Origin of the sequence: Cobetia sp. BMC6 (assembly GCF_029991385.1) — a bacterium.
Classification (GTDB): Bacteria; Pseudomonadota; Gammaproteobacteria; order Pseudomonadales; family Halomonadaceae; genus Cobetia.
This window is the reverse complement of record NZ_JAKUMF010000003.1, coordinates 298519-313581: the sequence shown is the minus strand read 5'-3', so window position 1 is coordinate 313581 and position 15063 is coordinate 298519. Positions and strand designations below refer to the sequence as shown.

Below are 15063 nucleotides of genomic sequence, written 5' to 3'. Positions count from 1 at the left end.
TTCCCGGAGACCGCACTCGTTGCGGTCTCCGCGCTTGTGGAAAGTCTGCATTCCCGGCCGGCCACTTAGGCCGAGCAGGAAAGGGCCAAGCAGGAAAAGGCTGGGCAGGGATAGCGCAGCAGAGACACCCGCCGTCAGCGCGCCGCCAGGACTTGCCTGCGAGTGGCAAGTGGCGTGACGGCAGCCGCAGCATGGACAAGCGTGACCAGGCAAGGTCTCACGCTCGTCACGAGCCTAGCTCGCTGCCCGTTCAGGAAATCGTTCAGATAATTTGCGCCCTGATCGGGTGAATCAATGGAAACATCTGTCAGGCCGGACATACTGAAGACGTAACCAGCTTGATAAGCATGTGGTTGAGCAGGGCCTTCTGGTCGAGAAGGAAGGTGACCTGTCAGCCATCGCCTGACTCGCGTACCGGATCACAAAAATGACCAAAACCCAAACTGCAGCAACGTCTCAGGCGTCAGACGCCGAGACGCATCATGATGCTGAAGTCCTCGAGATGCTGGAGTCGGAAACCGGCGGCCGTCATCCCGTAGGCTTCGTGGGCCGCCACTTCATGTGGCTGATTCCACTGGCATGGTCGTTGTTTCAGCTTTACCACGCCTCGCCGCTGTCACTGCTCAATTCCGACACCGCGCGCGCCGTGCATCTCTGCTTTGCCATCTCGCTGGCCTTCGTGGCGTATCCGGCCTACAAGGGTGCACCGGCCAATCGTATTCCTCTCTATGACTGGGCCCTGGCGATCTTCGCCGTGGCGGGTGTCGCCTATGTGCTGATCTTCAGTGATGAACTGGCACGTCGCGCTGGCGCCTATACCACCGTGGACCTGGTGTTCTCGGGGATCGGCCTGGTCCTGCTGCTGGAAGCCACGCGGCGCGCACTCGGGCCGCCACTGGCGGTCGTCGCCAGCGTCTTTCTGCTCTACAGCCTGTTCGGCGCCTACATGCCCGACGTCATCGCGCATGCCGGGGCCAGCCTCAACAAGCTGCTCGGCCACCAGTGGCTGACCACGGAAGGGGTATTCGGGGTCGCGCTCGGCGTTTCCACCGACTTCGTGTTCCTGTTCGTGCTGTTCGGTGCCTTGCTTGAGCGCGCAGGCGCCGGCAACTACTTCATCCGCATGGCCTTCTCCATGCTCGGCCACATGCGTGGCGGGCCAGCCAAGGCCGCCGTCGTCGCCTCTGGCTTGTCCGGCATCATCTCCGGCTCCTCCATCGCCAACGTCGTCACCACCGGCACCTTCACCATCCCGCTGATGAAGAAGGTCGGCTTCCCGGCCACCAAGGCGGGCGCCGTGGAAGTGGCCGCGTCCACCAATGGCCAGCTGACGCCGCCGATCATGGGCGCCGCGGCCTTCCTGATGGTCGAATACGTCGGCATTCCTTACCTTGACGTCATCAAGCATGCCTTGCTGCCGGCATTGATCTCCTACATCGCCCTGATCTACATCGTGCACCTGGAAGCGTGCAAGGCCGGCATGGAAGGCCTCAAGCGCACCCAGAAGACCAGCATGATCGCGACCTTGCTGACCTTCCTGACCGTCTTCATCGGCATGGGGATACTCACGCTGGTCGTCTACTACGGCATCGGCTGGATCAAGACCCTGGCGGGTGATGGCGCGGTCTGGATCGTGCTGCCGCTGCTGCTGGCCTCCTATGTGGCACTGATCGCCTATTCGGCACGCTTCCCGGAACTTGGGGAAGGCGATATCGATGTACTGCCGCCGGTCGGCCCGACCGTCAAGGTCGGTCTCTACTTCCTGCTGCCGGTCGTGGTACTGGTGTGGTGCCTGACCGTTGAACGCATGTCACCGGGGCTGTCGGCCTTCTGGGCCGTGTTATTCATGATCTTCATCACCGTGACCCAGCGTCCGCTGGTGGCCATCTTCCGCAAGGAAGGCAATGTCGGTGGCGCCGCGCAACGCGGTGGCGAAGACCTCTTCCATGGCCTGGTGATCGGCGCCAAGAACATGATCGGCATCGGCGTGGCCACCGCGGCGGCAGGTATCGTCGTGGGCACCGTGACCCTGACCGGTCTGGGCCTCAAGATGACCGCCTTCGTCGAGTTCATCTCGGCCGGCAATCTGATGCTGATCCTGCTCTTCACCGCCGTGATCAGCCTGATCCTGGGCATGGGCCTGCCGACGACTGCCAACTACATCGTCGTCTCGACGCTGATGGCGCCGGTCATCGTCAATCTGGGCGCCGAAAACGGCCTGATCGTGCCACTGATCGCCGTGCACCTGTTCGTGTTCTACTTCGGGATATTGGCCGATGACACGCCACCGGTGGGGCTAGCCGCCTTCGCGGCGGCCGCGATCGCCAAGGCAGACCCGATCAAGACCGGTATCCAGGGCTTCACCTACGATATCCGCACCGCGATCCTGCCGTTCATGTTCATCTTCAATACCAATCTGTTGCTGATGAACATCGACAGCTACTGGCATCTGGCGATCACGGTGGCCTCGGCCGTCGCGGCGATGCTGGTCTTCGCGGCGGCGACGCAAGGCTACTGGCTGACGCGTACGCGCTGGTACGAGACCATCGGTCTGCTGCTGATCACCTTCACGCTGTTCCGTCCGGGTTACTGGTGGGACATGATCTATCCGCCGACCACCATGGCCGCGCCCCAGCAGATCGAGACGCTGATCGCCGAAGCGCCGGTGGACAGCAAGCTGCCGATTCACGTCTCGGGCATCAACCTGGATGGCGACGAGGTCTCCAAGACCGTGTTGCTGCCGGTTTCTGACGCCGAGAGTGGCGAAGCCCGCCTGACCGATGTCGGCCTGACGCTGGATATCAGCGACGATCAGGTGCTGGTCAGCATGATCGAGTACGGCAGCGTGGCACAGCAGGCCGGCATCGATTTCGACTTCACCATCGATGGCATCCAGCAGAAAGCTGAGCGTCCGCCGAAGGAAATCGCCATGCTGCCGGCACTGGCATTGCTGTGGCTTATCGGCTTCCTGCAGGTACGTCGACGTCGCCAGCAACCCGCCGCTGCCTGACGACGAAGGGCTATCCGAGCGACAAGATAGCGCTTGAGAGAATCAACCCTCACGACGAATGCCGTGAGGGGATAAACAAAAGCCGCCCCCGAGATTCTCGGTGGGCGGCTTTTCATGCCTGCGGCGCGGCTGGCTCTCTCTGCTACAGGTTGGCGCTGCTCAGCATGCTGCTGTCAGGCACCTGGCAAGAGGGCATTTCATGAGGGAGCCACAGTATGCGCCTGCCTTGCGTGACCTGTCTGCAAGGCTAGCGTGAAATCTGAACGCGTTTTTGCAACACAATCGACATATTCATCATGCTAGCTTCAAGGGGCACACTCCAACGGAAGGCATGTCGCCAATGGTAAGAGTCGAGAAGCAGTCCCGTCGTCTGTACGTCCTCGATACCAACGTGCTGATCCACGACCCCTCAGCCCTGTTCCAGTTTGACGAGCATGATGTCGTCATTCCGATGACAGTGCTGGAGGAGCTGGACAAGCACAAGAATGGCAACAAGGAGATTGCCCATACCGCCCGCCAGATCAGCCGTACGCTGTCCGATCTCACCGCGGATGTCACACCGCAGGAAATCCTGCGTGGAATTCCGCTCCCGCCTTCCATGAATGGCGCGGGCAACCTTCATTTCCTCTCCGGCCATGTCGATCAGAGCGACGTCTGTGCCGACAATCGCATACTCGCCGAGACTCGAAGCCTGTCTGCACGCTGTCAGGACGCCTCGGTCATCCTGGTGACCAAGGACATCAACCTGCGCATCAAGGCCGCCGCCCTGGGCATGGCGGTGGAAGACTATCTGACGGATCGCGCCTTCACCGACAGCGACGCCATGATCGAGGGCGTCAAGCTCTTCCATGAGGCCGGCCACGACGGCCAGGGCGTCTGGGATGACATGCAGGTCGATGTCACCGTCACGCGCGAGCATCATCGCACCTTCTATGAGCTGTCAGGTCAGATGCCCAAGGACTGGTACCCGGGCATGCTGATCGCGGATTGCGATGGAGATGATGGCGCCAGCTTCGAGGCCATCGTGCGCGAGCTGGAGCACGACTATGCACGCCTGGAAGTGCTGCAGAACTATCGCAACGAGCGCAGCGCCTGGGGGGTGAATGCCCATGACAGTCGCCAGAACTTCGCCCTCAATCTGCTGATGGACGACAGCGTCGACATGGTGTCGATCGCGGGCAGTGCAGGCACAGGCAAGACCTACATGACGCTGGCTGCCGCATTCGAGCAGACGCTGGAGAAGAAGCGTTTCGAGCGCATCATCTTCACCCGCGCGCCGATCGCGATGGGCGAAGAGATCGGCTTTCTGCCCGGTACCGAAGAAGAGAAGATGTCACCGTGGATGGGGGCTTTCCACGACAACATGGATAACCTGTTGCGCAAGGAAGGAGAAGGCACCAGCGCCTGGAACGAGGAGGCCACGCGCGCCTGGATCGGCAATCGTGTCCAGATCCGCTCACCGTCCTTCATGCGCGGCCGCACGTTGAGCGACACCTTCCTGATCATCGATGAAGCCCAGAACCTGACACCCAAGCAGCTCAAGGGCCTGCTGACACGGGCGGGCGCCAACACCAAGGTGGTTCTGCTGGGCAATGTGGGCCAGATAGACACTCCCTACCTGACTGCCAATACCTGTGGCCTTGCGGTGGCAGTGCAGCGCTTCAGCTCGTGGCCGCATGCCAGTCACGTGACACTCAAGTGCGTCGAGCGCTCACGTCTGGCACTGGTCGCGGAAGAGCTGCTGTAAGTGGTTCATCACACTTTCGACAACCTGATAGCCACACGATGGCGTCGTCATCACGACACTGGCGGCTCTGGCATCACAAGCTCGGCATCAAGAAGTGGTATCACGAGAATGAGACCACGACAGCACTGACAGAAAACGCCGCCCTGATGGGCGGCGTTTTCGTGTGCATTGCGTCATGTCAGTCACGGAGATCACGCCGCAAATGCGTGGCAATCACTCGCAAGGCTTTCAGCATACGAAGGGCGGCAAGGGCGCAAAGGCCAGGCGTTCCTTGAGCAGCTTGTTCTCATGTGTCAGCTGTCCGAGCTGGGCCTCCAGGCGTGAGTATTCCGCCGAGGAGTGCTCCAGCTGCGCACGCATGTCCTTGAGCTCCGTCTCGCGCTGCTGGCGAGCCTTTGTCTCTTCAAAGCGGCGACGCTCTTCTTCCTGTAGCTGCTTGCGTTGCTCGGCCGCCTGGGCATCGAGACGCTCGACGCGCTTCTCGAGCTGCTCTTGACGACGTCGATGCTGCTTGTCGAGCTCACTCTTCTCGAGCCGTGCATCATCCAGCATCTTCATCAGGCGCGTTTCACTGGATTCATGACGCGCCTCTTCCTGCGCGAGGCGTTCCTTCCACTCGCTTTCCTGCGCCTGAATCGCCTGTTGATGACGCTCATGGTCCACTTCGCGCGTGCGCTCCATGGCCGCGATGTCTTCCTGGGCCAGGGTCAGACGCTTTTCGAGCTTGTCCTGCAGCTGCTGCCAATGTTCCTGCTCATTGGTCAATGTCGCCAAGGCCTGCACGCGCTCTTCAAGTCGCGCCTGCACCTGGACCAATTGCTCGGACAGGGCGCTGAGACGCTGTTCGGCATCTTCCGCGCGGCGCTGTGCCTGCGCTTCGGCTTCACGCGCCTCGACGGTCTGCTTGTCCGCTTCCTGGCGATAGTGCACCAGACTTTCATTGGCCAGTGACTGCGCCTCTTTCCAGACCGTGGCCAGGGTCTCGGTGAGACTGTCGGGCATGGCCTGGCTCAGCGGCTCATCACGCTTCTCGGCGCGTCGCTGGCGCCAGTCACGCAGATGATCGCTGATGGTGGTGAAGCTGCCGGTCCCCAGCACTTCACGAATCTTCTGCACGCTCGGGGCCTCGCCCCGCGCCATCAGTGACTCGATGGCTCGTTGTACATCCTCGTACTGGACGCCAGTGCGCGCCATGGGAATCTCCGTCCGTAGTCCGTCATTGATACGTAGTCTGTCATTGATACGTCGTCAGTCGTTGCTGCTTGACCGCCATTACGCCACGAAGCGCGGCCAACTACCACTCTCCAGCACGCACTCTCATAACGTAAAGGCAGCGGATGGGCCACGTCATCTGAAAGAGCGTCACCATGGATGACGCTCGCCTTCTTCTGCCGTCGGCCTATCATCAGCTTGGCGCCCATCTTAACGATGTTTTCTGACAAGATAAAGATAATTACATATTACGTAATACGTAATTTACGATACGAGCAGATTAATAAATTCATGATTACGCGCCTTATCTTGAATTATCATGACCATAACGTCACAATCAGCCCCGAGGACAGGCCAAGCCTGGACAGAACAGGGAAGGACAGAACAGGAAAGGGCAGACTACAGAAGGACAGGGGCGCCACAGAGCGGCGTACGCCTGATATGACGCGCCAGACAGGCGAGAGGCAGCAATTGGAGTTGATCGGTGGAAGAAAGCACACAAGACGGCATCACCGCGCTGGTCGGGCATCTGGAGGGTGAGCTATCCAGAGCGCAACAGCATGCCCAGCTGACGGCCGCTGACGATCGCTCACTGATTCGCGCCCGCACGGATGTCGAAGCCGTGGCCGCCTGGCTCAACGAATATCGCCACAGCGCTCAGACGCTGCGCGCCTATCGCAAGGAGGCGGAGCGCCTGCTGCTATGGCTCAAGGCCGAGGGAGAGCAGGGCAGAGAGTCCGCCCTGGCCAGCCTGGATCGCGAACGCCTCGAGCACTTCGAAGCGTTTCTGGCCGACCCTCAGCCTGCAGAGGTCTGGATCGGCAGCGTGCGCGCCCGCAAGCATCCGCAGTGGCGACCCTTTCGCGGCCCGCTGGCCCCCGCCAGCCGCCGTCAGAGCCTGGTGATCCTGCAGGGCATGTATGCCTGGCTGATCGAGGCCGGCTACCTGTCACGCAACCCGTTCCGCCTGATGCGCGACAAGCGCCGCATGGACAACCGCACGCTGCGCATCGAACGCTATCTCGAGCGCCCGCTATGGGACTGGCTGTGGGGGCGTATCGAAGCGCATTGCGAGGAGCTGACACCGCTCGGTGCTTCACCTGAGGATGAGGTGTCCCGCGAGCGCTTCGTGGCCGAGCGCCAGCGCTTTCTGTTCGCGTTCGCCTATCTGATGGCGCCACGCATCGCGGAGATGGCCGCCGCGAGGATGGGCGATATCGTCAAACGGGAAGGCCAGTGGTGGTGGCGCGTGATAGGCAAGGGGGCCAAGCTGGCCGAGATTCCGCTGCCGCCGCCGATGCTCGAGGCGCTGGTTCGCTGGCGACGCCTGCGCGGGCTCAGTGATCTGCCGCAGGTGCTGCCCGCCGACGAGACGCTGCCGCTGCTGGCGCGCCTGGATGGCACGACACCGCTCGGCGACAACCAGCTCTACCGCTTGATCAAGCAGACATTCACACAGGCTGCCGCTGACATGCGCCAGCGAATCCAGAGTCCTGGCGACGCCAGCGAGCTGATGGCACGGACCCTCGATCAGGCAAGCCCTCACTGGCTGCGCCACACCGCGATCACCCATCAGGCACAGGCCGGGGTAGAGCTGCGCTTTCTGTCGCGCTCCGCCAGACACTCGCGACTGGATACGACATCGCGCTACCTGCACGCCGAGGACAGCGAGTGGCAGCAGCAGATGGCCAGACATTCGCTGGCGACGCCAGGCCATCCGCCTGAGGCGCCAGAACACGACTCATGAGCGCTGTCACCACGCTCAGGCCCCAAGGCGCCGTGCGTCCGGCGAGGTCAGGCGTTATCATGGCGACAGCGTATCTTCAGACACTTTGCAGTGACATCATCGGGAGTCAGCATGAGCGACGCGCAACAAGCGCAGGCGGAACTGGTCGAGGAATTCAGCTTCTTCGACAACTGGATGGACCGCTATCAGTACATCATCGACATGGGCAAGGCGCTGCCGGAATATCCGGAAGCCCTGAAAGGCCCTGAGACCAAGATCGACGGCTGCCAGTCCAACGTCTGGATTCATCCTGAAGTGCGTGGCGAAGGCAGCGAGCAGCGCCTGCATTTCCAGGCGACCTCGGACGCCGCCATCGTGGCAGGCCTGATCGCCGTGGTGCTGCGCATCTACAACGACCGGACGCCGCAGGAAATCGTCGCCACCCAGCCGACCTTCCTCAACGAGCTCGGCCTCGACAAGCACCTGTCGCCGACGCGCTCCAACGGCCTGCATGCGATGCTCAAGCGTATCTACGGCGTCGCCGAGCTGCACGCCAACGCCTGAGGCCTGTCGTCTGGGGGCAGATGCTTCAGGTCTGGGCCGACACGAGTAACGCAAGACGCCCGCCATTCCAGTCTCGAGATCTCGAGCGGAATGGCGGGCGTCTTTTTTTTGTGTCTTTCTAAATAATTTCTCAGGGCTTTCTCACCCAGGGCGTTCTCAGGGTAATTTCAGACTGTTCAGCAGGGCGTCTGCACGCCCTCAGCGATGCTCGCGCACTTCCAGCACATGCGTCATGGCCTGATGCTGACCATCCCAGACATAGCGCAGGTGCGGCCCCTGAATGGGAATGCTGACCGCCGGCGGACGCAGAATGGCAGCGCACTCGGCGCTTGCATCCACCTGAGCGTGGCGCACGCTGGGGTAGAGCAGGCCAAAGCTGCCAGTCTCTCGCAACCTGGCGGCAAAGGCCTGGCCGGCAGGGTAGCTGGCCATGTCTGGCTGACAGAGAGCGTCATGGCCCTCGCGAATGTCATGCAGTGGCTGCGTCACGCGATTGACGTAGCTGCGCATGGTCATTTCCTGACTGGGCTGCGCGGTATCGGCCAGAAAGCGCGCCATGTGGAAGCGGGTCTCGCTGATCGCGGTATCCAGCGTACTGGCGCAGTAATAGACCCCGAAACTGCCATCGGTGAAGCGCGAGGCACGCCCGATGTGCGTGAAGGCCGCCATCACCGGCGTGGAGCCCGGCCCGCTGATACGGTCTTGCGGTGCGACGCGACTCAGCTCGCCGGCTTCTTCGCGCAGACGATCATTGGTCAGCGCCTCAATGGCAAACGCCATCTCCAGCTCATCAGGCTCGAGAATGTCCTCGAATACCGAAATGGGCGGGAAGGCGCTGGAGATCACGCGCCAGGCGTTCTGCCAGTCCGGCAGCGTCAGCGCGGGCAGGGCGGAGTCATCGACATGCTTGCCTTCGCTCGTCCATTCGCTCATCCACGCACTCCGTCGAGATAACGGCGAGTGTCGGCCAGCGAGACCACCTGGCCGGCCAGCATGTAGTCCAGCGCACTCTGGCCATTGAATGGCGCCGCACGATTGGGGCGCCGCACCCATTCATGGGCCATCTCGGGCGTATTGCTGAACAGGATGCGCAGGGCCTTGTGGATCCCCATCACGTAGGAGATACGCTCCAGGGTGTCGTTGGGCAGGCGCACTTCCGGCAGCTTGCGATACTTGTGATAGGTGGTGGTACCGATGCCCCCCAGCAGCACGCGCTGATCCGCCGCGCTGCACTGCCACTTCTCCATGATGTTGAAGAAGGACTTGAGGGCGACACGGCCCGCACTGGGGCTGGTCGGGGACACACGATCGAGGGCGGCTGCGGTGGACATGACATTCTCCTGCTGACTGACGATGGCGTCACAGCTGACGCCATACACATGTGAATGATAACACAGAAACACTTCACATGCGTACAGCCAGCCGCAAGACTCCGCCGCTCGCAGGGCACTCGACCCAGCCACTCACAAGGCGTATGCCCTCAAGGCCTGGGCGCGTCGTCCTGATCATGCGCATCGCAGCAGCTGGCAGACGAGGCGTGACCCTTGCGCGGTGGCACGGGGTCCACGCCACCCGGCCCGCCCAGCGGGTGGCAGCGCGACAGACGCCTGGCCGTGAGCCAACACCCCTTGAGGGGCCCATGCACCTTGATGGCCTCCAGCCCGTAACTGGAGCAGGAAGGATAGAAGCGACAGCGCGGCCCCAGCAGCGGGCTGAGCACCAGCTGATAACCGCGCAGCAAGCCGGTCAGCAGGCGCGTCATGACCGACGTCACGCCGCGCCTGAGGGAGTGGCGGCGTTCAGGCGTTGCCATACAGGGTGTTCGGGTCAATGATCGGTGCATCGGTAATCTCGGCACCTTCAGCATCCAGGCGCCAGTAGAAGCAGCTCTTGCGGCCGGTATGGCAGGCAGGGCCCGTCTGATCGACCTTGACCAGCAGGGTATCGCCATCGCAATCCAGATGCGTACTGACCAGCTTCTGCTGTTGGCCCGAGCTCTCGCCCTTGCGCCATAGCTTGCTGCGCGAGCGTGAGAAGTAGCACACGCGACCGGTGGAGAGCGTCTCGCGCAGGGCTTCGGCGTTCATCCACGCCATCATCAATACCTCGCCGCTGTCATGCTGTTGCGCGATGGCGGGAATCAGCCCGTCGCCATTCCAGGGCAAGGCGGCGATCAGCGCTTCCAGCGCGACCTTCTCGCCGATATCGGCATTCTCCAGCGACTTGAGCAGTCCATCCTGTGCCATTGAGGGTGTTTCCTTGCAGAGTCCATATCGAAGCCCCCTCAAGCGTCATGTCACGCCGGCAGGGGCTCACGCAGTATTCAATATCACAAGCCGCGAATCAGCGACGCAGTCCGCCACGGGCGCTGCGCCAGATGAGCGACAGCAGGTAGGCGACACCGGCCACCAGCACGATGGTCGCGCCGGCCGGCAGGTCGAACTGCCATGAGAGTGCCAGCCCGCCGGTGGTGAAGGCCATGGCCGCCAGACTCGCGATCACGATCATCATGCCCAGTGAGCGCGCATGATGGCCGGCAAGCGCGGCAGGCAGGGACAGCAAGGCCAGCACCATGATCAAGCCCACCGCCTGCAACAGCAGCACGACGGTGATCGCCACCATCACCAGCAGCAGCAGGTAGAGCGTCTTGACCGGCACGCCCCGCAGACGCGCGAACTCTTCATCGAAGATCACCGCGGTCAGCGGGCGATGCACCAGCAGCAACACCAGCGCCAGACCTCCCACCATCCAAGCCAGGGTGCCGATGGCATCCGCGGGCACCAGCAGCAGATTGCCGAACAGGTAGCTCATCAGGTCGACCTTGTAACCCGGGGTCTGACTGATGAACAGGATGCCGGTGGCCATGCCGATGGCCCACAGCGCGCCGATGACGGTGTCTTCCTGATCAAAGCCCTTGAGGCTGATGTAACCGATCAGCAGGGCGGCGAGAATGGCACTGATGAAGGCGCCGACCAGCGGGCTTGCGCCCATGAAGTAGGCGATCCCCATGCCGGCAAGCACGGTATGGGCGATACCCCCGGCCAGATAGCCGATGCGGCGTACCACGACATAGGGGCCGACCAGACCGGCCGCAAGACTGGCCAGCAGACCGGCGAAGAGGGCGTTCTGGAGAAAATCCTGGCTGCCCAGGGCGGTGATGAAATTCATGTAATGTAAGCCTAGAGCGCAGAGCGGGCGACGTGAAGGAAGTGAAACAGGCCAGACGGACAGTCACCGGCCGCGACATCAGTGATGGTGATGGATCATCTGGACGTTTTCACCATAGAGCCGCTCGATCGATTCAGCGGTGAGCGTCTCGGTGTCATGGACAATCATCTTGCGGTTGAGGCAGGCGACCCGATCGACATAATCGCTGATGAAACCGAGATCGTGACTGATCACTACCACACTCATGCGGTTGGCCAGCCGATTGAACAGCTCGAAGAGGGAGCGCTCGCCGTCGCTGTCAACACTCGCGGTGGGCTCATCCAGCAGCAGCAACTGAGGCTCTGCCGCCAGGGCGCGGGCAATCAGCACACGCTGCAGCTGACCGCCGGAGAGGGCATCGATATGCCGACGGCGCAGATGACTGATGCCGACTTCCTCCAGCACCGCACCGATCGCCTCACGGTCCGCGCGTGGCCAGGGTCCCCACTGACGACGACGCCCCTGGCGCCCCATCAGCACGACATCTTCCACGCGGATGGGAAAGCGCTTCACGAAGTTGGCAAACTGCGGCACATAGCCGATATGGCGCGCGGCGGCCTTGGGCGTGCGCCCCAGCACCCGGACACAGCCAGCCGCCGGCTTGTGAAGACCGAGTATCAGCTTGAGCAGCGTGCTCTTGCCGCCACCGTTGGGCCCGATCAGTCCCACGATCTCGCGCGCGCCGACCTGAAAGTCGACATCGTCGAGAATGACCTGCTCGCCATACCGGAAGGTCACGCCGCGAATATCAATGGCATCCGGTGCATCTGCCGGCACCGGGCGAAAGACCGGTCCGACACTGCGCCCGGTGGCTGACGCCTCCGGATGGCTGTCCGTGCGCGGGCGCGCGACGGAGATGGGGCTGACCATGACGTAAGGTACCTCGTTGCAACGCAGACGGGCGCATGAGCGCCCGTCTGACTTTTCGATGGGGCAGGGCATTGTGCAAGATCAGGCGATATGCGCAATACCCGGCCGACAATTACTGGCTGTCAGTCAACTCGAAACCCGCCTTCAGCGCTTCGGTGGCGTGCTTCAGGTTGTCGAGATAATCCTCTGCCAGCGGGTCCAGCACGGCCACTTCGGCCTCCAGCGAGCTGGCGATCCGCTTGGCCGCCGTCTGGGAGAACTGCCCCGAGACGAAGATGGTGCCAATGTTCTCATCCTTGGCACGCGTGATCAGCGTGGCCATCTCGCGCGGCGTGGGCTCACGGCCACTGACTTCAATGGCATGCTGCTCGAGCGAGTAGCGGTCCGCGAAGTAGCCGAAGCTGGGATGGAAGATCAGGAAGTTGCGGCCCTTGTAGGGAGTCAGCGTCTGAGCGATCTGCGCATCCAGCTCGCTCAGGGTCTTGAGCAGACGCTGCTCATTGGCATCGATCTCGCTGGCATGTTGCGGCAGGCGGCCCTCGAGCACCTCGGCGGCACGCTCGACGACGGTCTGCATGCGCTGCGGGTCCAGCCAGAGGTGGGGGTCGGCTTCGCCGAGGTCCTCATCCTCGCCATGCTGGGCAACATGCTCTTGATGATCAGCGTGCTCATCGTGGTGCTCGTCGTGACCTTCGTGCTCGCCGTGATGCTCTTCGTGGGCCTCATGATCAGCATGCTCGTCGTGATCACCATCGTGATGCGCGTCCTGCTCATGAGCATGCGCTTCATCATGACCGTGGTCATGGGCCTCACCACTGCCGAAGTGGCGTGTGTTGAGACCCTCTTCCAGATGCACGACCTGCATCTCGGCGTTGTTCTTCACCAGGCGCGGCAACCACACCTGCTCGAAGGGCACGCCGATGGCGAGATAGAGAGGAACCGTCGACAGCTCGGCCACCTGGCGCGGGGTCGGGTCGTAGGCGTGCGGGCTGTCGCCCGGCTTGACCAGCGTGGTGATCTCGACATGCTCACCGGCCAGCTGATCGACCATCCATGCGATGGGCGGCACGCTGACGGCCACATGCAGAGGGGCGCTGTCCTGGGCGTGGGCGGCAGGCGTCGCGAACGCGGCAAGCGCGCCCAGCACACTCAGCGGCAGGGCACGCGCAGCCCGCGGACCCAGCGTGCGCTGGACCCGGGACAGCAGCTTTTCACACAACACTTGGCGAGACGCCAGGGGAGAGCCCGCATGCATACTCATGACACCACTTCCTTTGCTAGTGATCACGGCATGATGCGGACAGGGCGTGCCGAGAACCGGCACGCCAGGACCGCCATCAGCCGCGGTTGAACGAGAGTCGCTGGCCGTTGGCCACCGGATTGACGGTCTTGCCGTCATAGGCTTTCACGCCGTTGACGAAGGTCGCATCGATACGCGCCTTGAAGGTCACGCCATCGAAGGGGCTCCAGCCACACTTGTAGAGCACGTTGTCACGCGTGACGCTGGTCTCGCCATTGAGGTCGACCAGCACCAGGTCTGCGAAGGCCCCTTCACGGATGTAGCCGCGATCGACGATGGAGAAGCGATCCGCCACGTTGTGGCTGGTCTTCTGCACCAGGGTCGCCAGGTCGTAGATGCCGTCCTGGGCCTGATCGAGCAGTGACAGCAGGGCATGCTGTACCAGCGGCAGGCCGGAAGGCGCCTTGAAGTACGGGTTCTGCTTCTCTTCCCAGGTATGCGGCGCGTGATCGGTAGCGATGATATCGATACGGCCATCCATCACGGCAGCGCGCAGGGCGGCGCGGTCTTCGGCGGTCTTCACTGCCGGGTTGCACTTGATCAGGCTGCCACGGGTGTCGTAATCGGTGTCGCTGAACCACAGGTGGTGCGCGCAGACTTCGGCGGTGATCTGCTTGCCCTTCATCGGGCCAGCCTTGAACAGCGCCATTTCCTCAGCGGTGGTCAGGTGCAGGACATGCAGCTGGGTACCGTTGCGGGTCGCCAGATCGATCGCCAGACGCGAGCTCTTGATGCAGGCTTCGCGCGAGCGGATCAGGCCGTGTTCGGAGAAGGGCACGTCTTCCCCGAAACGCTCACGCCAGCGCGCCTCGTTCTCGAGAATCATCGGCGTGTCTTCGCAATGCGTGACGATGGGCGTCGGGGCATGCTTGAAGATGCCTTCGAGAATCTCCGGGTCATCGACCAGCATGTTGCCGGTAGAGGCGCCCATGAAGATCTTGATGCCGCAGGTCTGGTTCGGATCCAGCGTCTTGATCGCTTCCAGGTTGTCGTTGCTGGCACCCAGATAGAAGGCGTGGTTGGCATGGGCACGACCGGCCGCCACGGCAAACTTGGCTTCCAGTGCATCGCTGTCCAGGGTCGCCGGCTTGACATTGGGCATGTCGAAGAAGGTGGTGATCCCCCCGGCCACGGCAGCAGCAGACTCGGTGGCGATGTTGCCCTTGGCGGTCAGGCCCGGCTCACGGAAGTGCACCTGATCATCGATCATGCCCGGCAGCAGATGGCGGCCAGCGGCATCAATCACTTCACGTGCATCGAGGTGAGACAGGTCGTTGCCGATGGCGTGAATACGCCCGTCCTTGATGCCCACATCCTGAGTGGAAATGGTGCCTTCATTGACGACTTGCGCCTGTGAGATGCGGATGTCCAGCATGTGACGTCCTCCGTGGGAAGCAAATGTTATATCGTATCAAAAGCGCTCGCAA

The 15063-nt window shown here is 62.2% G+C and carries 13 protein-coding genes; 4 read left to right on the top strand and 9 right to left on the bottom strand.

Going from position 1 to position 15063, the window contains the following annotated elements; genetic code table 11:
* The first annotated feature begins 427 nt into the window (after positions 1-427).
* Both MKZ40_RS08755 and MKZ40_RS08750 read left to right on the top strand, forming a co-directional pair.
* Positions 428-3010 (top strand): TRAP transporter permease, encoded by a 2583-nt coding sequence (locus MKZ40_RS08755; protein WP_175088777.1) that lies wholly within the window; start codon positions 428-430, stop codon positions 3008-3010.
* Between the two features lie 340 nt (positions 3011-3350).
* Positions 3351-4757, top strand: coding sequence for a PhoH family protein (locus tag MKZ40_RS08750; protein ID WP_175088778.1), 1407 nt, complete (start codon positions 3351-3353; stop codon positions 4755-4757).
* 228 nt (positions 4758-4985) lie between these two features.
* Here the strand turns inward: MKZ40_RS08750 and MKZ40_RS08745 are convergent, their stop codons facing one another.
* The gene (locus tag MKZ40_RS08745) at positions 4986-5951 is read right to left on the bottom strand and encodes a DNA-binding protein (protein ID WP_175088779.1); all 966 of its coding nucleotides are present in this window, start codon (positions 5949-5951) and stop codon (positions 4986-4988) included.
* Between the two features lie 502 nt (positions 5952-6453).
* Between MKZ40_RS08745 and MKZ40_RS08740 the strand changes: the two genes are divergently transcribed.
* Together MKZ40_RS08740 and MKZ40_RS08735 are read left to right on the top strand one after the other, a co-directional pair.
* Positions 6454-7716 (top strand): site-specific integrase, encoded by a 1263-nt coding sequence (locus tag MKZ40_RS08740; protein ID WP_348994695.1) that lies wholly within the window; start codon positions 6454-6456, stop codon positions 7714-7716.
* 111 nt (positions 7717-7827) lie between these two features.
* Positions 7828-8259, top strand: coding sequence for a SufE family protein (locus MKZ40_RS08735; RefSeq protein WP_054556665.1), 432 nt, complete (start codon positions 7828-7830; stop codon positions 8257-8259).
* A 198-nt stretch (positions 8260-8457) separates the two neighbouring features.
* On the opposite strand, the gene MKZ40_RS08730 is transcribed toward MKZ40_RS08735, so the two are convergent.
* From MKZ40_RS08730 to MKZ40_RS08695, 8 genes are all read right to left on the bottom strand, one after another.
* Positions 8458-9192 (bottom strand): RES family NAD+ phosphorylase, encoded by a 735-nt coding sequence (locus tag MKZ40_RS08730; RefSeq protein WP_172978668.1) that lies wholly within the window; start codon positions 9190-9192, stop codon positions 8458-8460.
* On the bottom strand, positions 9189-9590 hold the full coding sequence (locus MKZ40_RS08725; RefSeq protein ID WP_052384668.1) for an MbcA/ParS/Xre antitoxin family protein: 402 nt from the start codon (positions 9588-9590) through the stop codon (positions 9189-9191). The genes MKZ40_RS08730 and MKZ40_RS08725 overlap by 4 nt, the downstream gene beginning before the upstream one ends.
* 149 nt (positions 9591-9739) lie before the next feature.
* Positions 9740-10021: a membrane protein insertion efficiency factor YidD gene (gene yidD, locus MKZ40_RS08720; protein WP_206752250.1), complete on the bottom strand. Its 282-nt coding sequence runs from the start codon at positions 10019-10021 to the stop codon at positions 9740-9742.
* Positions 10022-10058: 37 nt separating this feature from the next.
* The gene (gene hisI, locus MKZ40_RS08715; protein ID WP_043334240.1) at positions 10059-10505 is read right to left on the bottom strand and encodes a phosphoribosyl-AMP cyclohydrolase; all 447 of its coding nucleotides are present in this window, start codon (positions 10503-10505) and stop codon (positions 10059-10061) included.
* A 97-nt stretch (positions 10506-10602) separates the two neighbouring features.
* Positions 10603-11427: a metal ABC transporter permease gene (locus tag MKZ40_RS08710; RefSeq protein WP_043334239.1), complete on the bottom strand. Its 825-nt coding sequence runs from the start codon at positions 11425-11427 to the stop codon at positions 10603-10605.
* A gap of 78 nt (positions 11428-11505) precedes the next feature.
* A complete protein-coding gene (locus MKZ40_RS08705) occupies positions 11506-12336 on the bottom strand; it encodes a metal ABC transporter ATP-binding protein (protein ID WP_082388762.1) in 831 nt (276 codons plus the stop codon).
* Between the two features lie 112 nt (positions 12337-12448).
* Entirely contained in the window at positions 12449-13597 is a 1149-nt protein-coding gene (locus tag MKZ40_RS08700; protein WP_172978670.1) for a zinc ABC transporter substrate-binding protein, read from the bottom strand.
* A gap of 76 nt (positions 13598-13673) precedes the next feature.
* Positions 13674-15011 (bottom strand): dihydroorotase, encoded by a 1338-nt coding sequence (locus MKZ40_RS08695; RefSeq protein WP_153635771.1) that lies wholly within the window; start codon positions 15009-15011, stop codon positions 13674-13676.
* Between the last annotated feature and the right edge of the window lie 52 nt (positions 15012-15063).

What these genes read in the sequence shown, in the direction of transcription:
- MKZ40_RS08755 (WP_175088777.1), top strand. Translation starts at nt 428, where the DNA reads ATGACCAAAACCCAAACTGCAGCAACGTCTCAGGCGTCAGACGCCGAG.
- MKZ40_RS08750 (WP_175088778.1), top strand. Translation starts at nt 3,351, where the DNA reads ATGGTAAGAGTCGAGAAGCAGTCCCGTCGTCTGTACGTCCTCGATACC.
- MKZ40_RS08745 (WP_175088779.1), bottom strand. Translation starts at nt 5,951, where the DNA reads ATGGCGCGCACTGGCGTCCAGTACGAGGATGTACAACGAGCCATCGAG.
- MKZ40_RS08735 (WP_054556665.1), top strand. Translation starts at nt 7,828, where the DNA reads ATGAGCGACGCGCAACAAGCGCAGGCGGAACTGGTCGAGGAATTCAGC.
- MKZ40_RS08730 (WP_172978668.1), bottom strand. Translation starts at nt 9,192, where the DNA reads ATGAGCGAATGGACGAGCGAAGGCAAGCATGTCGATGACTCCGCCCTG.
- MKZ40_RS08725 (WP_052384668.1), bottom strand. Translation starts at nt 9,590, where the DNA reads ATGTCCACCGCAGCCGCCCTCGATCGTGTGTCCCCGACCAGCCCCAGT.
- yidD (WP_206752250.1), bottom strand. Translation starts at nt 10,021, where the DNA reads ATGACGCGCCTGCTGACCGGCTTGCTGCGCGGTTATCAGCTGGTGCTC.
- hisI (WP_043334240.1), bottom strand. Translation starts at nt 10,505, where the DNA reads ATGGCACAGGATGGACTGCTCAAGTCGCTGGAGAATGCCGATATCGGC.
- MKZ40_RS08710 (WP_043334239.1), bottom strand. Translation starts at nt 11,427, where the DNA reads ATGAATTTCATCACCGCCCTGGGCAGCCAGGATTTTCTCCAGAACGCC.
- MKZ40_RS08705 (WP_082388762.1), bottom strand. Translation starts at nt 12,336, where the DNA reads ATGGTCAGCCCCATCTCCGTCGCGCGCCCGCGCACGGACAGCCATCCG.
- MKZ40_RS08700 (WP_172978670.1), bottom strand. Translation starts at nt 13,597, where the DNA reads ATGAGTATGCATGCGGGCTCTCCCCTGGCGTCTCGCCAAGTGTTGTGT.
- MKZ40_RS08695 (WP_153635771.1), bottom strand. Translation starts at nt 15,011, where the DNA reads ATGCTGGACATCCGCATCTCACAGGCGCAAGTCGTCAATGAAGGCACC.